This is a genomic window from Streptomyces triticirhizae, assembly GCF_003696235.1.
Taxonomy (GTDB): Bacteria; Actinomycetota; Actinomycetes; order Streptomycetales; family Streptomycetaceae; genus Streptomyces; species Streptomyces triticirhizae.
Window position 1 is genome coordinate 1 of the sequence record NZ_RFFJ01000126.1, and the last position, 18,452, is coordinate 18,452.

Annotated in this window: 17 protein-coding genes; 7 read left to right on the top strand and 10 right to left on the bottom strand. The window is 71.4% G+C overall.

The window, feature by feature from the left end; all coding sequences use genetic code 11:
* Nucleotides 1-123 precede the first annotated feature (123 nt).
* Complete coding sequence (locus tag EBN88_RS20140; RefSeq protein ID WP_122185309.1) at nucleotides 124-495, bottom strand: metal-sensitive transcriptional regulator; 372 nt, start codon at nucleotides 493-495, stop codon at nucleotides 124-126.
* A gap of 193 nt (nucleotides 496-688) precedes the next feature.
* Between EBN88_RS20140 and pstS the strand changes: the two genes are divergently transcribed.
* Genes pstS through pstB form a run of 4 tightly spaced genes read left to right on the top strand, consistent with a single transcriptional unit; the run spans nucleotide 689 to nucleotide 4,677 of the window.
* Nucleotides 689-1,813 (top strand): phosphate ABC transporter substrate-binding protein PstS, encoded by a 1,125-nt coding sequence (gene pstS, locus EBN88_RS20145; RefSeq protein ID WP_122185310.1) that lies wholly within the window; start codon nucleotides 689-691, stop codon nucleotides 1,811-1,813.
* Between the two features lie 7 nt (nucleotides 1,814-1,820).
* Entirely contained in the window at nucleotides 1,821-2,807 is a 987-nt protein-coding gene (gene pstC / locus EBN88_RS20150) for a phosphate ABC transporter permease subunit PstC (RefSeq protein ID WP_122185311.1), read from the top strand.
* On the top strand, nucleotides 2,804-3,880 hold the full coding sequence (gene pstA, locus EBN88_RS20155) for a phosphate ABC transporter permease PstA (protein WP_122185312.1): 1,077 nt from the start codon (nucleotides 2,804-2,806) through the stop codon (nucleotides 3,878-3,880). The genes pstC and pstA overlap by 4 nt, the downstream gene beginning before the upstream one ends.
* A gap of 17 nt (nucleotides 3,881-3,897) precedes the next feature.
* Nucleotides 3,898-4,677, top strand: coding sequence for a phosphate ABC transporter ATP-binding protein PstB (gene pstB / locus EBN88_RS20160; protein WP_122185313.1), 780 nt, complete (start codon nucleotides 3,898-3,900; stop codon nucleotides 4,675-4,677).
* Nucleotides 4,678-4,763: 86 nt separating this feature from the next.
* Here the strand turns inward: pstB and EBN88_RS20165 are convergent, their stop codons facing one another.
* The 8 genes from EBN88_RS20165 to EBN88_RS20200 form a co-directional block, all read right to left on the bottom strand.
* Entirely contained in the window at nucleotides 4,764-8,114 is a 3,351-nt protein-coding gene (locus tag EBN88_RS20165; RefSeq protein ID WP_233580804.1) for a S8 family serine peptidase, read from the bottom strand.
* Nucleotides 8,115-8,444: 330 nt separating this feature from the next.
* A complete protein-coding gene (locus EBN88_RS20170; RefSeq protein ID WP_122185315.1) occupies nucleotides 8,445-9,443 on the bottom strand; it encodes an inorganic phosphate transporter in 999 nt (332 codons plus the stop codon).
* Between the two features lie 7 nt (nucleotides 9,444-9,450).
* Nucleotides 9,451-10,071: a DUF47 domain-containing protein gene (locus tag EBN88_RS20175; RefSeq protein ID WP_122185316.1), complete on the bottom strand. Its 621-nt coding sequence runs from the start codon at nucleotides 10,069-10,071 to the stop codon at nucleotides 9,451-9,453.
* A 109-nt stretch (nucleotides 10,072-10,180) separates the two neighbouring features.
* Nucleotides 10,181-10,519: a DUF2516 family protein gene (locus tag EBN88_RS20180; RefSeq protein WP_122185317.1), complete on the bottom strand. Its 339-nt coding sequence runs from the start codon at nucleotides 10,517-10,519 to the stop codon at nucleotides 10,181-10,183.
* 117 nt (nucleotides 10,520-10,636) lie between these two features.
* Nucleotides 10,637-11,158: a hypothetical protein gene (locus EBN88_RS20185; RefSeq protein ID WP_122185318.1), complete on the bottom strand. Its 522-nt coding sequence runs from the start codon at nucleotides 11,156-11,158 to the stop codon at nucleotides 10,637-10,639.
* 23 nt (nucleotides 11,159-11,181) lie between these two features.
* The gene (locus tag EBN88_RS20190) at nucleotides 11,182-11,652 is read right to left on the bottom strand and encodes a helix-turn-helix domain-containing protein (RefSeq protein ID WP_122185319.1); all 471 of its coding nucleotides are present in this window, start codon (nucleotides 11,650-11,652) and stop codon (nucleotides 11,182-11,184) included.
* A 207-nt stretch (nucleotides 11,653-11,859) separates the two neighbouring features.
* The gene (locus EBN88_RS20195; RefSeq protein ID WP_122185320.1) at nucleotides 11,860-12,702 is read right to left on the bottom strand and encodes an NmrA/HSCARG family protein; all 843 of its coding nucleotides are present in this window, start codon (nucleotides 12,700-12,702) and stop codon (nucleotides 11,860-11,862) included.
* Between the two features lies 1 nt (nucleotide 12,703).
* Nucleotides 12,704-13,699: a zinc-binding dehydrogenase gene (locus tag EBN88_RS20200; RefSeq protein ID WP_122185321.1), complete on the bottom strand. Its 996-nt coding sequence runs from the start codon at nucleotides 13,697-13,699 to the stop codon at nucleotides 12,704-12,706.
* Between the two features lie 83 nt (nucleotides 13,700-13,782).
* Between EBN88_RS20200 and EBN88_RS20205 the strand changes: the two genes are divergently transcribed.
* Nucleotides 13,783-14,502 (top strand): TetR/AcrR family transcriptional regulator, encoded by a 720-nt coding sequence (locus EBN88_RS20205; RefSeq protein WP_122185322.1) that lies wholly within the window; start codon nucleotides 13,783-13,785, stop codon nucleotides 14,500-14,502.
* Between the two features lie 175 nt (nucleotides 14,503-14,677).
* Nucleotides 14,678-16,660 carry a DUF7507 domain-containing protein gene (locus EBN88_RS20210; protein WP_147472777.1) on the top strand — a complete coding sequence of 661 codons (1,983 nt, stop codon included), beginning with the start codon at nucleotides 14,678-14,680 and terminating at the stop codon, nucleotides 16,658-16,660.
* A gap of 195 nt (nucleotides 16,661-16,855) precedes the next feature.
* Here EBN88_RS20210 and EBN88_RS20215 read toward each other — a convergent pair whose 3' ends face one another.
* Complete coding sequence (locus EBN88_RS20215) at nucleotides 16,856-17,206, bottom strand: winged helix-turn-helix transcriptional regulator (RefSeq protein ID WP_122185324.1); 351 nt, start codon at nucleotides 17,204-17,206, stop codon at nucleotides 16,856-16,858.
* A gap of 105 nt (nucleotides 17,207-17,311) precedes the next feature.
* Here EBN88_RS20215 and EBN88_RS20220 point away from each other — a divergent pair, with 105 nt between their 5' ends.
* A complete protein-coding gene (locus EBN88_RS20220; RefSeq protein WP_122185325.1) occupies nucleotides 17,312-18,250 on the top strand; it encodes an NAD(P)-dependent oxidoreductase in 939 nt (312 codons plus the stop codon).
* Nucleotides 18,251-18,452 lie beyond the last annotated feature (202 nt).

An 18,452-nucleotide genomic window follows, 5' to 3' on the forward strand; every position in this document is an offset into this window, starting at 1 on the left:
AACCGCATCAAACACTGGCGCGGCCTCGCCACCCGCTACGACAAAACCGCAACCATCTACCTCGCCGGACTCCACATCGCAGGCATCTTCATCTGGTCCGCACGATGATCCAAACGAAAGAACCTAGGTGCGCAGCATCCGCGCGATGGCGGCCGTGGCCTCCTCGACCTTGGCGTCGATCTCGGGTCCGCCCTCCTGCGCGGCGTGGGCGACGCAGTGCCGCAGGTGCTCCTCCAGCAGCTGGAGGGCGAACGACTGGAGCGCCTTGGTGGAGGCGGAGACCTGCGTCAGTATGTCGATGCAGTAGACGTCCTCCTCGACCATCCGCTGGAGGCCGCGCACCTGCCCCTCGATCCGGCGCAGCCGCTTGAGGTGGGCGTCCTTGTCCTTGCTGTACCCGTGCTGGCCCTGCGCGTGGGACCCGTCGCCGTGCGGCGCCGCCGCGTCCTCGTCGCCGGTCGTGCCGGGCCCGGCCGCCGTCTTCGCCGTGGTCATAACGCCGCCTTCTGCTCATATACCCCTGACGGGTATAGCGTAACGAATCGTCCGCCAACCGGGCAGTATCGTGCACCCGGCCGGCAACCTGACCGCCCCGCCTGATTCATTTGCTATTCACTTTTGACCGTAAGCCGATTCACCTGATCAACCTACTTTCGGTTGGGAACGGTTACGGGAAGGATCGACGACAGTGAAGCTTTCGCGCACGAGGGGGCGGCGGGCGCTCGGTCTTGGCGCCGCGCTGGCGGCGGGCGCTCTGGTCCTCACTGCCTGTGGCACGGACGACAACTCCGGCCTCCCCGGAGCGGTGGACTTCACCGTGGACGACCTCAGCTGCGGCCCGGGCGGCACGCTGCTGGCCTCCGGGTCGAGCGCCCAGGCGAACGCGATGGAGGTCTGGGTGAACACCTACCAGGCCAACTGTGAAGGAAGCCAGATCAACTACAAGGCGACCGGCTCAGGCGCCGGCGTGCAGGAGTTCCTCCAGGGCACCACCGCGTTCGCCGGCTCCGACTCGCTGCTGAGCCCCGGCGAGGTCGACGAGTCCCGGCGGGTCTGCCGCGACGGCGGCCGGGCGATCCACCTCCCGATGGCCGCCGGCCCGATCGCGCTCGGCTACAACGTGCCGGGCGTGCCCGAGCTGACGCTGGACGCCTCGACGCTGGCGCGGATCTTCGACTCCCAGATCACCCGCTGGAACGATCCGGCGATCGACGCGCTCAACCCGGGCGTCGACCTGCCCGACCTGGCGATCACGCCGTTCCACCGCTCCGACGGCTCCGGCACCACCGAGAACCTCACCACCTACCTCCACGCCTCGGCCCCCGAGGACTGGCCCTACGAGCCGGACAAGGCGTGGCGCGGCCGGGGCGGCCAGTCCGCCGACGGCTCGTCGGGGCTGGTCGGGATGGTGCAGCAGAACGCGGGCGCCATCGCCTACTTCGAGCTGTCCTACGCGCACCAGAACGACCTCGACACGGTCCGCGTGGACACCGGCGCCAGCGAGCCGGTCGAGGCCACCGTGGAGAACTCCTCCAACGCCATCGCCGAGGCCGAGGTGGTCGGCGAGGACGGCGACCTGGCGCTGGAGCTGAACTACGCCACCAGGGAGGAGGGCGTCTACCCCATCGTGCTGGTCACCTACGAGATCGTCTGCGACGGCGGCAACGACCCCGCCACCCTGGAGCTGACCCGGGCGTTCCTCGACTACACCGCCGGCGAGGAGGGCCAGCGCGCGCTGGCCGAGATCGACTACGCGCCGATCTCCGACGACATCATCCAGCAGGTGCGGGACCGCGTCGAGGCGATGGACTGAGGCCCAGATGACCGTGAACGACACCAAGCCGCCGGCTCCCGCCCCCGCACCCAGGGCGTCGAACCGGAGCACCACGCGCCTGGGCGACCGGGTGTTCAGCAACCTGTCCAAGGGCTCCGGCATCGCGCTGCTGGTGATCATGGCCGCGATCGCGGTCTTCCTCGCCATCCGCGCCGTGGTCGCCATCCGGGCCAACGACGGCAACTTCCTGACGACGTTCGCCTGGGAGGCCAACGCCGACCCGCCCTACTTCGGGATCGCGGTGCTGCTCTTCGGCACCGTGGTCTCCTCGGTGATCGCGATGGTCATCGCGGTGCCGGTCGCGGTGGGGATCGCGCTCTTCCTCTCGCACTACGCGCCGCGCCGGCTGGCCACGCCCATCGGCTACCTGGTGGACCTGCTGGCCGCCGTGCCCAGCATCATCTACGGCCTGTGGGGCGCGCTCTACCTGGTGCCCCGGCTGACCGGGCTCTACGAGTGGCTGGACGACCTGTTCGGCTGGACGAGGATCCTCGCCTACGACGGCAGCCCCGCCCGTTCCCTGATGACGGTCGGCATCCTGCTGGCCGTGATGATCCTGCCGATCATCACGTCCGTCACCCGCGAGGTCTTCCAGCAGACGCCCAAGGCGCACCAGGAGGCGGCGCTGGCGCTGGGCGCCACCCGCTGGGAGGTGGTCCGGGTGACCGTGCTGCCGTTCGGCAGGTCCGGCGTGATCAGCGCCTCCATGCTGGGCCTTGGCCGCGCGCTGGGCGAGACCATGGCGGTGGCCACGGTCCTCTCGCCGAGCTTCCTGATCAACGCCAGCCTGCTGGAGTCCGGCGGCGGAACGTTCGCGCAGAACATCGCCAGCCAGTTCAAGGAGGCCGGCTCCATGGGGCGGGACGCGCTGATCGCCTCCGGCCTGGTGCTCTTCCTGCTGACCCTGCTGGTCAACGGCGTCGCCCGGCTGATCATCGCCCGCCGCAAGGAGTACTCGGGGGCCAACGCATGAGCCAGTCCACCCTGAACCGCGCCCGCGCCGCCGCCGACGTCCGCCCCGAGACGCTGCGCCCGCCGAGGCTGCCGCGCTGGTCGCTGGCGGCGCTGCTGCTCGGCTCGGCCGCCGTCGGCGTCGCCGCCGGGCTGCTCGGCCGGCTGGACAGCCGGGTGCAGTGGGGCATGATCGCCGCGATCGTCTTCGTGGTCGCCCGCTTCGTGCTGACCTCGGCCGTCGAGGGCCGGCGGCAGGCCGTGGACCGGCTGGCCGCCACCCTGGTCTGGGCCAGCTTCGTGCTGGCCGTGCTGCCGCTGGCCTCGCTGATCTGGGAGACCGTCTCCCGGGGCGCGCCCGGCGTCGACTGGTACTTCCTGACCCACTCGATGAACGGCGTCCTCAGCTGGCAGGACGGCGGCGGGATCTACCACGCGCTGCTGGGCACGCTGCAACAGGTCGCGCTCGCCTCGCTGTTGGCGATCCCGGTCGGGCTGCTGACCGCCGTCTACCTGGTGGAGTACGGGCGGGGCCGGCTGGCGAAGACGATCACCTTCTTCGTCGACGTGATGACCGGCATCCCCTCGATCGTCGCCGGCCTCTTCGTCCTCAGCCTGTGGATCATGATGCTGGACCTGGGCTACTCCGGCTTCGCCGGGGCGCTGGCGCTGGCCATCCTGATGATGCCGATCGTGGTCCGCTCCACCGAGGAGATGCTCAAGCTGGTCCCCGGCGAGCTGCGCGAGGCGTCGCTGGCGCTTGGCATCCCCAAGTGGCGCACCATCCTCAAGGTGGTGCTGCCCACCGCCATCGGCGGGATCACCACCGGGGTGATGCTGGCCCTGGCCAGGATCGCCGGCGAGACCGCGCCGATCATCCTGCTGGTGTTCGGCAACAACATGATCAACGCCAACGTCTTCGAGGGCGCCCAGTCCTCGCTGCCGCTCTACGTCTACGAGCAGTGGGCCTACGGCACCGAGTCCGCCTACGACCGGGCCTGGGCGGCGGCGTTGGTGCTGATCGCCCTGGTGATGGTTCTCAACCTGGTCGCCCGCGGGATCGCCCGCTGGAAGGCCCCCAAGACCGGCCGTTAGGAGAGGTGCCACCCATCATGGCCAAGCGCATCGATGTCAGCGGGCTGACCGCGTACTACGGCGCCCACAAGGCGATCGAGGACATCACCATGCACATCGAGCCGGGCGCGGTGACCGCGTTCATCGGCCCGTCCGGCTGCGGCAAGTCGACGTTCCTGCGCACCCTCAACCGGATGCACGAGGTGACCCCCGGCGGCCGCGTCGAGGGCCGGGTGCTGCTGGACAACGAGGACCTCTACGGCCCGGGCGTCGACCCGGTGTCGGTGCGCCGCACCATCGGGATGGTCTTCCAGCGGCCCAACCCGTTCCCCACCATGTCGATCTACGACAACGTCGCCGCCGGCATCCGGCTCAACGGCGGCGGGCGGCGGAAGTCCGAGCTGGACGACCTGGTGGAGAAGAACCTGCGGGGCGCCAACCTCTGGAACGAGGTCAAGGACCGCCTGGCGCGGCCCGGTTCTGGCCTGTCGGGCGGCCAGCAGCAGCGGCTGTGCATCGCGCGGGCGACCGCCGTCCAGCCGGACGTGCTGCTGATGGACGAGCCCTGCTCGGCGCTCGACCCGGTCTCCACCCTCGCCATCGAGGACCTGATCGACAAGCTGAAGTCCGAGTACACCATCGTGATCGTCACCCACAACATGCAGCAGGCGGCCCGGGTCTCGGACCGCACCGCCTTCTTCAACCTCTCGGCGATCGGGCAGCCGGGCCGGCTGATCGAGATCGACCAGACCGAGAAGATCTTCTCCAACCCCTCGGTCCAGTCGACCGAGGACTACATCTCCGGCCGCTTCGGCTGAGACGCCGGGGCCCCGCACGACGAACGGCCCGCGTTCCCTCCCGTTCGAGGAGGGAACGCGGGCCGTCGCCCGCTGGTGCGGGTCGGTCAGGCGGTGCGGTAGGCGTCGATGATGGTCTGCGTCAACGCGTTGCCGTCGCCGTCGTCGACCTGGGCGCGCAGCGAGACGCTGCCGCCGGCCTCGGGGCTGACGATCTCGACCGCGCCGTCGACGACCTCGACCTCATCCCAGGTCTCGCCGCCGTCGGTGGAGGCGGAGACGACCAGGGACTCGGCGTTCTCGGCCGCCGCGCCCTGGACGGTGACCGGCACGGTCAGCGTCTCACCGGCCGGCGTGGTGCTGTCCAGGGCCAGCTCCGGGGTGAACCGGACGGCGCTGAACGGCAGTTCCGTCGCCTCCTCGGTCGCCGCCGAGGTGAACGTGTAGGAGGCGGTGACCTCCGTGGTGACCGCGGCCACCGGCGCGCCCCGGGAGACCGTGGTGACCAGCTCGTACTCGGCCTCCTCGGCGGGCAGCTCGAACTCGACCGCGTCCAGCAGGTCGTCCGCCGTGGCGAACTCCTCGCCGTTCCGGTAGAGCGTGGTGCTCGCCGAGTCGTACAGGCTGAAGACCGGGTTGCCCGCGCCGTCGGTGAACGGGTTGATCCAGCCGTAGAGCGTGTCACCCTCGCGGACCAGCGAGGTGTTCTCGTTCGCGGTCGGGCCGTGGACGCCCACGTTCAACGTGAGGTCGTAGGTCTCGCCGGCCGTGTAGTCGACGTAGTCCGTGAAGCCGAAGACCATGCCGAAGAGGTCCTCGGTGTTCTGGAGGTAGTCGGTCGCCCAGGGCGTGCCCTCCTGGAGGTACAGGTTGGTGGTCAGCGGCAGCGGCACATCGTAGGCGGAGATGAGACCCGCCGCCGGCGGGTAGACGAGGAGCGCCCCCGTCGTGTCCGGCACCGAGGAGCCGAGCGCCGCCTCGACGAGCGCGGTCTGGTCGAGCGTGAGGTGGGCCGTCAGCCCGGTGTAGAACGCGCCCTCGCTGCTGTCGGCGGCCCGGTACTGGGCGTTGGTCTCGGCGTTGTCCCAGCCGGCGTTGGCGAAGCCGAGGAAGCTCTCGGGGTTGTCCGGCGTGTCCACCTGGGCGGTGTGGAAGCCCTCCGGCAGGCCGGCGGCGAACCAGGAGGAGCCGAGGGTCGAGCCCGTCTCCGGGTCGGACGCCTCGAAGCCGACGCTCAGGTCGGTCTGCTCGGCCGCCTCGTCCTCCACGGTCCAGTCGATGGGCTGGGCGTCGGTGGCGGCGAGGCTGAGCACGGTGTCCTCGGTCAGCGCGACGTTCGGCTCCACCAGCCAGTCGATGCCGAGCAGCTCCTCGCCGTCCTCGGTGGCGTGGAAGTGCGCGGCGTCGACCACGTACTCGCCCTCCGGCAGCCGCGCGCTGGCGACGCCGTCGACGAGGGGCAGGTCGTACTGGTCCAGCGTCGCGAGATCGGTCACGGTCACCCAGGCGTCCTGCGACGGCTCCCCGTCGCGGCCGGTGACCTCGATGTCGAGCCCGAACTTCTCCTCCTCGCGCTCGACGCCGCCCGCCGTGGTGACGGTGGTGCCGTCCTCGGCGGTCGCGGTGACGAACAGCGAGTGCCCGCCGAAGAGTTCGCCGGCCGCCGTGCTCGCGGTGGCCTCGACGGTCGCGGTCCCGCCGGCCGGGACGGTGACCTCGTCGGCGCTGAGGGCGAACAGGCCCTCGGGGGCGGGGTTGCCCTCGGGGTCGGTGCCCTCGGCGGCCAGTTGGAGCGTCACGTCGGCGTCACCGAGGTTGCGGTAGGTGAGTTCCCTGGTGACCGGCTCGGCGTCCTCGTGCGGGAAGGGCACGGCGCCGAAGCTCAGCGAGGACGGCTCGGCGATCACGCTCTGCGCGATGGCCGCCGGGACGTCGATCCGGCCCGAGCCCTGCTGGAAGGCGGAGTAGCCCTCGGCGGTGATCGCCGAGCCGGCGAGGGCGGCCTTGATCTGGTCGCCGGTCAGGTCCGGGTTGGCCTGCGCCAACAGCGCGGCGGCGCCGGCCACATGGGGCGTGGCCATGGAGGTGCCGGAGATCGCGACATGGGTGTCGTCGACCGGGGTGCCGTACTCCCAGATCGCCGCGCCCTCGGCGCCGGCGGCGGCGATGTCCACGCCCGGCGCCGTGACGTCGGGCTTCAGCCCGCCGTCCCGGGTGCGCGGGCCGACGGAGGAGAACTCGGCGAGCGCGTCGTCGTCGTCCACGGCGCCCACGGTGAGCGCCGCGTCGGCGGTGCCCGGGCTGCCGATGGTGCCGGCGGACGGGCCCTCGTTGCCGGCGGCGATCACGAAGAGCGCGCCGCTCTCGGCGGAGAGGGTGTTGACGGCCTCCTCCATCGGGTCGATCTCCGGGCCGGCGTAGCCGCCCAGGCTCATCGACACGATGTCGGCGCCCTCATCGACGGCCCACTGCATCCCCTCGATGATGTCCGACTCCCAGCCGCTGCCGTAGTCGTCCAGCACCTTGCCGTTGAGCAGCGAGGCGCCGGGCGCCACGCCCGTGTACGGGTCGCCGACGCCGGCGACGGTGGAGGCGACGTGGGTGCCGTGGCCGTCGCGGTCGGAGGCGGTGTCCGACTCGGAGAAGTTCTGCTCGGCGACGACCTTGTCCGCGCCGAGGTCCGGGTGATCGGCGGAGATGCCGGTGTCCAGCACGGCGACGGTGACGCCGCTGCCGTCGAAGCCGGCCTCCCACGCCTCGGGCGCGCCGATCTGCGGGACGCTGACGTCCAGCGACTTGGTGACCACGCCGTCCAGCGCCACCGACTCGATCGCCGGAGCGGCGGACAGGGTGGCGGCGCCCTCGGAGCGCGTGGTGAGCGCGGCGAACAGCGCGGCCGCGTCCGCGTCGGCGACGGTCAACGCCTCGCCGTTGACCGCCGAGAGGGTGGCGCCCACCTCGGGGTCGGCGTCGGCGAACAGCTCGGCGGCCTCGGCCTGTTGGGCGTTCTCGGCGTAGGAGACGATCAGCCGCAGCCCCTCGTCCTGCTGGCGGCGCTGCTCGCTGAGCGCCTCGATGTCGAAGAGGCGGCGGTCCAGCGTGCCGTCGGCGATCAGCGGCAGGACGTCGGCCGGCAGCACCGAGACGCCGCCGCCCACGCGCGCCGTGCGCACCGGGATGTTCTCGCGGCCCTCGGCCGGGATCAGCCCGGCGACCTCCCCGCCCCGGCCCAGCACCACCTGGTCGCCGGTGATCAGGGTGAGGCGTTCGCCCGTGGCCTGTCCCTCGGAGACGGTGGGCACGGTGCCCGTCGGCGTCGGCTCGGCGCCGGCCGTGTTCGCGAGCGTCGCGGTGACGGCGAGCGCCACGGCGGTCGCGGTGACGGCGGTGGCGACCTTGGTCCTGGTCCTGACCCGCCGGCCGGGTATCCGCGTCGGCTCCCTTGAATCTTTCCTCAACTGTCCCCCTGATGACAGAAGTTGACAGGGGGTGTCATCCATCCCCCCACTCGATCATGAGCGGAGGGAAGGGGTTGCGACCATGCTCCCAGGTATGGAGTCTGTGAAGGGATGGTGCCCGAACGGTGCCGCGCTCCCCGGGCGCGCGGGCTCAGCCGGCGGTCCTAGGCCGTGTCCGTGAAGTCTCGCCGGGCCCGTGACGCCATACGCGGCACCTCGCCGCGTTACCGCATCGCGCGAATACGGCCAGGTATGAGCTGCGATCCGGCGCCTCGCGACGCACCGCGTCTGACGCCGCGGTCTGATCCGACGAGACTTCACGGACACGACCTAACCCACGACGAGGTGCACCAGCAGATAGCAGAGCGCGGCCACCCCGCCGGCCGCCGGCATGGTGATGAACCAGCCCCGCACGATGTTGCCCGCCACGCCCCACCGCACCGCGCTCACCCGGCGGGTGGCGCCCACGCCCATGATCGCCGAGGTGATCACATGGGTCGTCGAGATCGGCGCGTTGAAGAAGTACGACGCGGTGTAGAGCACCGAGGCCGCCGTGGTCTCGGCGGCGAATCCGCGCGGCGGGTCCAGCTCGATGATCCGCCGCCCCAGGGTCCGCATGATCCGCCAGCCGCCGGCGTAGGTCCCCAGCGAGAGCATCACCGCGCAGGACACCTTGACCCAGACCGGGATGGCGTCGCTCTCGTCCTGCACGTCGGCGATCACCAGGGCCATCACCACCACGCCCATGGTCTTCTGCGCGTCCTGGAGCCCGTGGCCCAGGGCCATCCCGGCCGCCGAGACGGTCTGCGCCATCCGGAAGCCACGCTGCGCCCGGTGCGGGTTGGCCCGCCGGAACGCCCACAGGATGCCGACCATCACGAGATAGCCCAGCACCAGGCCGATCAGTGGGGAGAGGAACATGGGGATCACGATCTTGGTGAGCACCCCGCCCCAGTACACCGTCGAGCTGCCGGCCAGCGCCGCGCCGACCAGCCCGCCGAAGAGGGCGTGCGAGGACGACGAGGGTAGCCCGTAGTGCCAGGAGATCAGGTTCCAGGCGATCGCCCCGACCAGCGCGGCGAAGAGGATGACCATGCCCTGCTTGCCCGTCGGGGTGGCGATCAGCCCCTCGCTGACGGTCTTGGCCACGCCCGAGCCCAGAAAGGCCCCGGCCATGTTCATCACGGCGGCCATTCCGAGGGCGACCCTCGGGGTGAGCGCCCGGGTGGAGATGGAGGTGGCGATCGCGTTCGCCGAGTCGTGGAACCCGTTGGTGTAGGTGAAGAAGAGCGCGACGCCGATCACGACGATCAGTGCGAAGGTGTCCACGGTGGGTTCAGGACTCCTTGACCACGATGGTCTCCACCGTGTTGGCCACCGACTCGAAGGCGTCGGCCGCCTCCTCCAGCACATCCACGATCTGCTTGAGCTTCATGACCTCGATGGCCTCGAAGCCCCCGTTGAACAGCTGCGCCAGCAGCTTGCGGTGGACCTGGTCGGCCTGGTTCTCCAGGCGGTTGACCTCGATCCAGTACTCGTTGAGGTCCCGCATGTCCCGCAGCCTGGGCATCGCCTCGGCGGTCAGCTCCGCCGCCCGGCCGAGCACCTCTATCTGGCTCTCCACGCCCTTGGGCAGCTCGTCGATCTCGTAGAGGACCACCAGATCGACGGCCTCCTCCATGAAGTCCATGATGTCGTCGAGGAGCGAGGCCAGCCGGTAGATGTCCTCACGGTCGAACGGGGTGACAAACGACGAGTTCAGCTGGTGGAAGATGGCATGGGTCACATCGTCGCCGGCGTGCTCGGCCGCGCGCATCCGCTCGCCGATCTCCACCCGCGCGGCGGCGTCGGCGCCCAGCAGCTCCATCAGCAGTTTCGAGCCACTGAGCACGTTGTCGGCCGCGGTGGAGAACAGCTCGTAGAAGCTGGTCTCCTTCGGCGTCAGGCGAAAGCGCACGGCAGTTCCTCTGGCATTCAGCGGCTGTTGTCCCGTTGATGCTAAGGGCAGGAACCAGCCACGGCTAACCTTCCCACGGCTCCCCGGGCGGGAGCCGGGGGGTCGCGTCTCAGCGGTTGCCGTTGTACGGGCCGTACGGGCCGTCGCTGCTGCTCCAGCCGCCGTTACCGCCGCCACCGCCGGTCACGGCGCGGAGCGCCGGCCGCACGTCGACGAGGTAGACGATGGTGGCGACCGTCGCCGCCAGCACCAGCAGCAGCATCGGGATGGCCAGCTGGACCGCGACGGAGACGCCGAGGATCACCAGCCAGGCCGGCTTGGTCTGCTTGTCCGCGGCGCGGAACGCGTCCTCGCGCTGGAGCGCCGCGTGGATCAGCGCGTAGCCGCTCATGAGCAGCAGCGCGAGGAAGAGGTAGAACCACAGCGACATAAACGTCTCGTAAAACATGCTCCGCCACCCACCGTGTCCGTTTGCGGCCGTTTGCCGATGGTCGTCTTCCACGCTACCGGCCGGAAGCCCGGGCCGGTAATGCCCGGGCTGCCGGCTGTTGACGCCTGGTCCCGGTCAGTCCTTGGGCGGCATCTTCCGGGGCTCGCGGGTGGCGGCCCTGCGGCTGCCGTTGGCCCGGCGGGGCCTGGCCGGCGCGTCCTTCTTCCCCGTGGCCTCGGCCGGGGCCTCCCCAGCCGCTTCCTTGGCCTCAGCGGCCTCCGCCTCCTCGGTGACGCTGGCCGGCTCGGTCACCGGCTCGGTGACCGGGGCGCGCTCGACCTTCACCTCGGACCAGCCCTCCTCGGGCCCGTCCTCGCCGCGCCGTCGCTCGACCACGGTCTTGCCGCGCTCGGCCAGCCCGTCGTACGTCTCCCGCGCCTTGACCGCGTACTCCAGGGCCAGGCCGACGCCGGTCAGCGCCGCGTGCTGGGCGCGCTCGCGCAGCTTGGGCAGCCGCTCGGGGGCCTCGGCCCGCAGCCGGTCGAGGGTGGCGGGCAGCTCGCGCAGCTTCTGCGCGGCGAGGTCGGCGGTGCCGGCCGCCACATAGAGCGGCGTGGAGTCGGTCAGTGTCTTCCGCAGGTCATCGGTGATGGCCATGGTGGTTCCCTCCCGTGGGTCGGTCAGTCGTCGTGCTGGTCGCGGGCGCGCGGGCGGCGCCTGCCGCGCGGTCTCTCGTCTCCGGCCCCGGCCGGCTGGTCGCGCGCTGGCGCCTCGCCGGCCGGCTGGTCGCGGGCGTTCTCGCTCCGGAACGAGACATAGATCTGGAGCAGGGCCTCCTTCTGCCGCTCGTTCAGGCCCGGGTCGGCGAGGATCGCCTCGCGCACCCCGACCCGCGCGTCGGCATCGGCCTCCTCCTGCACCCGCTCGTCGAGAAAGCCGGCCTGGACATAGAGCGTCTCGGCGGAGATCCGCAGCGCCTTGGCGATCTGCTGGAGGATCTCCGCGCTCGGCCTGCGCAGCCCGCGCTCGATCTGGCTGAGATAGGGGTTGGACACCCCGGCGGCGTCGGCCAGTTGACGCAGGGACAACTGCGCCTGCCGCCGCTGCTCCCGAAGGAACGCCCCCAGATCTCCCACACCGAGTGAAGCCATGACCCCAGCCTGCCGGACGGTGCTAGCAATTGCAAGCGCCCCGCTTGCGGCAGAACGCACGCCCGCGCCCGCCCGGCCGTGACGCGTGGCGCTTCGCCGGCAGATCCTCCTGGCCGACTGAGCTGGAACGTTCACGAGTGAGCTGGTGTGCGGTTGACGGGGCCCGCCCGATCATGCCGATCGAGCGGGTCCTGGTGTCCGGTGGGATCAGGAGTCGGCGGGCTTGGTGTGCCGGCGCAGGAAGGCTTCCAGGGTCAGCATGTTCGGGTGGAGGCGGCGCAGGGTGGGGATGTCGGCCTGGTAGCCGCTCTCGGCGAACCACTGGAACATGCGCTCGGTGATGGGTTCGGGCTCCAGGCGGGTGGGGACGCCGGTGACGCGCTGGTAGATCTCGGCGACCTGGGAGAAGGAGGGGGCGTCACCGGCGATCTCCAGCTCCCTGCCGAGGTAGTCGGCGGGGTGGTTGAACGCCTCGGCGGCGAAGTGGCCGATATCGTCGGCAGCGATCATCTGCATGGGCCGGTCCGGGTCCACCGGGAGTCGCATGACGCGTTCGCGGTTCTCCGTGGCGTCGGCGTAGTGGAGCAGGTTGTTCATGAAGAACACCGGACGCAGCACGGTGGCGGGCAGGCCGAGGGCCTGGATGTGGCGTTCGATGGCGGCCTTGCTCTCGAAGTGATCGATGCCGGTGTCGCGTTCGGCCCCGCCAACCGAGCTGTAGACCAGGTGGGCCACTCCCGTCTCCTGGGCTGTGTCGGCCACGTTCTTGCCCTGGCGGATCTCGGTGGCCAGGGTCTCGGGCTCGTAGGCCAGCGCCTGGACGCTGAAGACGCCGTGGACGCCGGTCATGGCGCGGCGCAGCGAGTCAGGATCGTTCAGGTCGCCCTGGGCAAGCTCGGCGCCCCGGGCCTTGAGCCGGAGCGCGGCGGGGGTGTCCGGGTCGCGCACCAGGGCGCGTACCCGCTGGCCGCGGGCCAGGAGGTGGCGGGCGGTCGCGCCGCCTTGGTTCCCGGTCGCGCCGGTCACGAGGATGATGCTGTCAGCGGTCATCTCATCTGCCGTTTCGTGTAGGAGGGGTGGGGATGAGGAGGGTCTTGCCGAGGGTGGCGCGTGCCTCGATGGCCGCGTGCGCTTCCGGCGCGGCCGACAGCGGAAAGGTCTGCCCGATCGTCGGGCGCAGCCGTCCGGCGGCAGCCTCCGCGAGTGCGTCGCGGACCAGTTGACGTAGCTCCCCTGGGGCGGGCGGCGGGCCGAAGCCCACAGCCGTGATCCCGAGGCGGTCGGCCGTGGGGCCGTCGAGCGTGGTCGCCTGTCCGCTGGCCATGCCGAACGAGCAGAGGCGGCCGCCACGCCGCAGCAGGCCCGCGGCCGCCTCGCCGATGGCGCCGCCGACCCCGTCGAAGACCAGGTCGACACCGGCGCCGCCGGTGGCAGCGCGTACCCGGTCGGGCCAGCCGGGATCGGTGTAGTCGACTGCCGACCGGGCGCCCAGGCGTTCGGCCAGCCGCAGCTTGGCCGCGCCACCGGCGGCGGCGATCACGTGGGCGCCACGGGCGGCGGCCAACTGCACCAGCAGGCTGCCGACGCCGCCGCCCGCCGCCTCCACCAGCACGTACTCGCCCGGGCCCGGGGCCGCCGTGCGGCTCAGCAGCATGGCCGTGCGGCCGTCGGCCAGCAGCGCCGTGGCGTCGGTCACCCGAAGCCCTTCGGGGACGGGGATCAGCTCGGCGGCGTCCACCGCGACCAGTCCGGCATAGCCGCCGCTGCCACCGGTCGTGGTCACCACGCGAGCGCCCAGCAGCCCGCGTTCGACGCCCTCGCCCACCCCGGTCACCACTCCGCCCACGCCGTTGCCGGGGATCACCGGCAACGAAGGGCGGTGGGCGGGGGTGGGCCCACGTCCGGCCCGGATCTGGGTCTCGACGAACGTGACGCTGACGGCCTGTACCGCCACCAGCGCCTGTCCCGGCTTGGCGACGGGATCGGGCACCTGCTCGGTGACCAGCACCTCCGGCGGGCCGAACTCCCGCAGCATGACAGCCTGCACCGAAACACCTCCTCCATTCGGAGCGATTCACTCCGAGTAAGCTAACTCGGAGTGAATCGCTCCGCAAGCGCTATCCTGGCGTCATGCGCGACGCCGCCTCCCCCGAGACGCCCGAGACACCCGTGCCCCGCCGCAAGCCAGGCCCGCAGACCCGTGCCGCCCGCAACGACCGCGCGCTCATCGAGGCCGCCCGTGAGGTCTTCGCCGTCCAGGGCTTCGGCGCTCCCGTCGCGGCCATCGCCGAACGGGCCGGCGTGGGGATGGGCAGCCTCTACCGCCGCTACCGGACCAAGGAGGAGCTTTTTCAGCACCTGTGCGAGGACTCCATGGACCAGATCGCCGCCGCGGCCGAGGCCAGCGCCGCCATCGACGAGCCCTGGCAGGCCCTGGTGGCGTTCATCCAGCGCTGCGTGGACTTCGGCCTGGGAACCCTCGCCCCCCTCGCCGGAACCATCCGCCCCACCCCCGCCATGCGGCGAAGCAGCGAGCGTGCCCAAGAGCTTGCCGAAGCGCTCATCGCACGCGCGCGCACCGCCGGCGCGCTGCGCGGCGACGTCACCACCATGGACATCTTCCTGTTCATCGGCCAGTTCGGTATGCGACACCCCGCCGCCCCCGGCGCACAGGACAACACCGCACGCCAGCGCGTCCTCGCCATCGCGATCGACGGCCTGCGCCCCGGCCCCACAACCCCCCTACCCGGCACAGCCCACAGCCCGGAGCACTACCAAGCCCTCTGGCGCACGCACACCACCGCACCCGCGGGAAACGATCACTCACCAGCCGGGGAAGGACGCGGATAGTCCGCGAACTCCCACCGGAGTGGATCTTCGAAACTGGTGACAACCACCGCCGCGCGTCACACGGCCCGTGGGCGCCGACCCGTCACCGTCCCGACTCCGCCGAAGCGGTTCTGCTGTGTGCGTGTCAACGTCGCGTGGCACGGGCCGGCGCCGGGTGGCTCCTTAGCGTGCCTCCATGAGAACCCCACGACTCACCGTCCGACCGTGGTCGCCCCTGGCGGCCACGGCGGGCGCCGTCCTCGCCGTGCTGCTCGGCGCGAGCCCGGGACTGGCGCACTCCCCCACGTCCTCTCCCGGCGCGGTGCCGATGGCGCCGCCGAGCGACGGTTCGCTGCTGCTGGACGAGACCTTCGCCGGGACCCAGGTCGACGACCCGGGCTTCGTTCCCCTCGACACCGCCTGCCTGACCGGGGCCTCGGCCGAGCCGCCGCCCGGGGTCTCCACCGTCGGGCCGTGCGACGGCCCCGACCAGACGACCGGGCCGGTGCCCCCGGCCGGCGTCACCCCCGGGTACCTCCAGCTGACCGACAGCGGCACCTACCGCACCGGCGGGCTCCTCTACAACCGGCCGCTGCTGGGGATCGGCGGGCTCCAGGTCACCTTCGACCAGTACCAGTACGGCACCAACCCCGACGGGGCCGGCGCCGACGGGATCGGGTTCTTCCTGGTCGACGGCGCCACCGACCTGACCAGCGCGGGCGCGACGGGCGGGTCCCTGGGCTACGCCCAGCGCAACCTCGAACCGGGCGTGGACGGCGGGTATGTGGGCATCGGCCTCGACGCCTACGGCAACTTCGCCAACGACTTCGAGAACCGGGGCAACGGCTGCCCCGAGGACCAGCGTTCGCCGATCACGGTGGACGCCCAGGTGCCGAACACGGTGACCGTGCGCGGCCCGGGCCAGGACATCGAGGGCTACTGCTTCCTCGCCTCCACCATCGAGCCCGACGCCAGCGCCCCCGCCGGCTACACCTCCACCCTGCCGGGCAGCCTGCGCGAGCAGGGCACCGACCCCGTACCCGCGCGCCGCACCGTGCAGATCACGGTCAGCCCGGACGTCCGGCCCACCGTCGAGGTGGACATCGACTTCCAGGACGGCGCGGGCTTCCGGACGGTCCTGACCCAGGAACTGCCCGAGGACGCCCCGCCGACCTACAAGTTCGGCTTCTCGGCCTCGACCGGGGGCTTCTTCGACACGCACCTGATCGGCAACGTCACCGCGATGTCCGTCCAGGAGCTGGACGAGTTGAACGTGGTGAAGACCGTCACCAGCGGCACGACGGATCCCTACGACGTCGGGGACACCGTCGAGTACGAGTTCCTGGTGACCAACACCGGCACGAGGACGCTGACCGACGTGGCGGTCAACGACCCCTCCGTCACGGACATCAGCTGTCCCGAGACGGAACTCGGCCCCGCCGGCACCCCGACCTCGTCGATGGTGTGCACCGGCAGCCATGTGATCACCGAGGACGACGTCCTCACCGGGACGTTCACCAACACGGCGACCGCCGAGGGCCTCAACGCCGCCGGCGACGAGGTCGTCTCCAACGAGTCCTCGGCCTCCGTTCCCGTGGTCCAGCGGGTCAGGGACCTGGTGATCGACAAGTCGGCGAGTGTGGCTGAGGTGGGTCCTGGGGGTGAGGTGACCTACACGGTGTCGGTGTCGAACGAGGGGGATGCTGTGGTTGATCCGGCGGGGTTCTCGGATGACCTGTCGGGTGTGTTGGATGACGCGGAGTTGGTGGGGGAGCCGGTGGCCGATGTGGGGTCGGTGTCGGTGGTTGGTTCGGTGTTGGAGTGGAGTGGGGCGTTGGCTCCGGGGGAGACGGCGACGATCACGTACACGGTTCGGGTGGATGATCCGGACGAGGGTGATCGGGTGTTGCGGAACGCGGTGAACTCCGAGACGGAGGGCGCGCGTTGTGCGGACGGGGAGGACCTGCCGTGCGAGACCGAGGTCACCGTCCGGGTGCCCGGACCGCATCCGCCCTGCTGCGAGTGCCCCTGCGACTGCTGCTGCCACAAGCCCCCGCACCACGGGGACAAGCCCCCGCACCACGGGCACAAGCCGCCCCACCACGGGCACAAGCCCCCGCACCACGGGGACCGGCCCCCGCACGACTGCGGGAAGCCTGAGCACGCGCACGGCGCCTGAGTCGGGCGTTCGGGCCTGAGGCCCGCCCCCACGTTCCGGTCGTAGGCCGGGCGCGGGGGCGGGCCTTTCCCGTGCCGGCGCCGATCGCCGGGCCCGCCCGCCCGCCCGCCTGGGTACCCACCAGAAAGTGGGTACTTGGCAGCGGGCCCAGGGACGACGAACCTGGTGGTCAGGCGGGCGGCGCGGGCGGGCGGTTCAGTAGGTGGACGGGCCAACGCCGAGGCGTTCGAGGCGGCGGTGGCCCCAGTCGGAGAGCGGCGCCAGGATCTCCGACAGCTCGCGGCCGACCGGGGTCAGCGAGTACTCGGTGCGCAGGGGCAGTTCGTCGAACACCTGGCGGTGGACCAGGCCCTCGGACTCCATCTCGCGCAGGGCCTGGGTCAGGACCTTCTCGCTGATGCCGGACAGCTGGCGGCGCAGCTCCCCCGGGCGGCGCGGGCCTGCCTCCAACAGCCAGAGCAGCGACGGCTTCCACTTGCCGTCGATCGAGTCGATCGCGGCGGTGACCCCACAGACCTCGGTGTCCCGGGCCTTGCTGCGCCTCATCGGCGCCCCTTTCCACGCGTTCCCAACGATTTCCCACGAGGTGCCATGACTTTCCACAGAACGACGACAGACAGCGACATCGACGTCACGAGGAGCGAACCCGGCATGACCGCATCCCCTGAGTCCCCTGAGTCCCCTGAACAACCGGAGGCCGGCCGGTCTTCCGTGACCGTCCTGGGGCTCGGCCCGATGGGGCGGGCGCTGGCGGGGGCCTTTGTCGCGGCGGGGCACCGGACCACGGTCTGGAACCGGACCCCGGGCCGGGAACGGGAGCTGGTGGAGCGTGGCGCGCTGGCCGCCGCCTCGGCCGCCGAGGCGGTGGCGGCCAGCGAGTTGACGGTGATCTGTGTGGTGAACTACCGGGCGGTCGAGGCCGTTCTCGGCGCCGAGGGGGTCGCGGAGACACTCAAGGGGCGCGTGGTGGTGAACCTGTCCAATGACACGCCCCAACGCGCCCGGGAGTTGGCGGCCTGGGCCGGCGAGCGGGGCGTCGACTATCTGGACGGCGCGATCATGACGCCGACCACCACCATCGGGACGCCGGACGGGGTATTCCTCTACAGCGGCCCGGAGGCGCACTTCCGGCGTCACCTCCCGACGTTGGAGGCGCTCGGCGCCGGGGGCCACACCCATCTCGGGGAGGCCGTGGGCCTGGCCGCTGCCTATGACCTGGCGCTGTTGGACATCTTCTGGTCGGCGATGGCCGGTTATGCCCATGCGTTGGCGATCGCCGGCGCGGAGGGGATCGGCGCGCGGGAGTTGGCGCCGTTCGCCGAGGGCATCGCGGCGATCCTGCCGCCGATCTTCCAGGGTTTGGCCGCCGAGGTGGACGAGGGCTCCTACTCCCACGACGACAACCCCTTGACCTCGACCGCGTCCTCGACGGCGCACATCGTCTCGGTGTCCGAGAGCCATGGCATCGACGCCGGGCTGATGCACGCGGTGCAGGGGTTGGTGGGCCGCGCCATCGGGCTCGGCCACGGCGAGGACGGCTTCGCCCGCGTCGCCGAGCTGCTCGCCAGGGGCGCGCGGCCGGTCGGCTGAGAGCGGCGGCCCCGGGGCGGCGGTCGGCCGAACGGTCAGCGGGGGCCGGTGCGTTCGGCGTACCGGCCCGGCCGGCCGCCGTGGTCCCGGTGCCGCGTCGTGCGCCGTGCGTCCGGATTCACGGTGGCCAGCCTTGTCAGGTCCCGGCGGGAAGCGTGAACGCGCCGGCCGCCGCGGCCAGGGTGGCGGCGCGGGCGGCGCG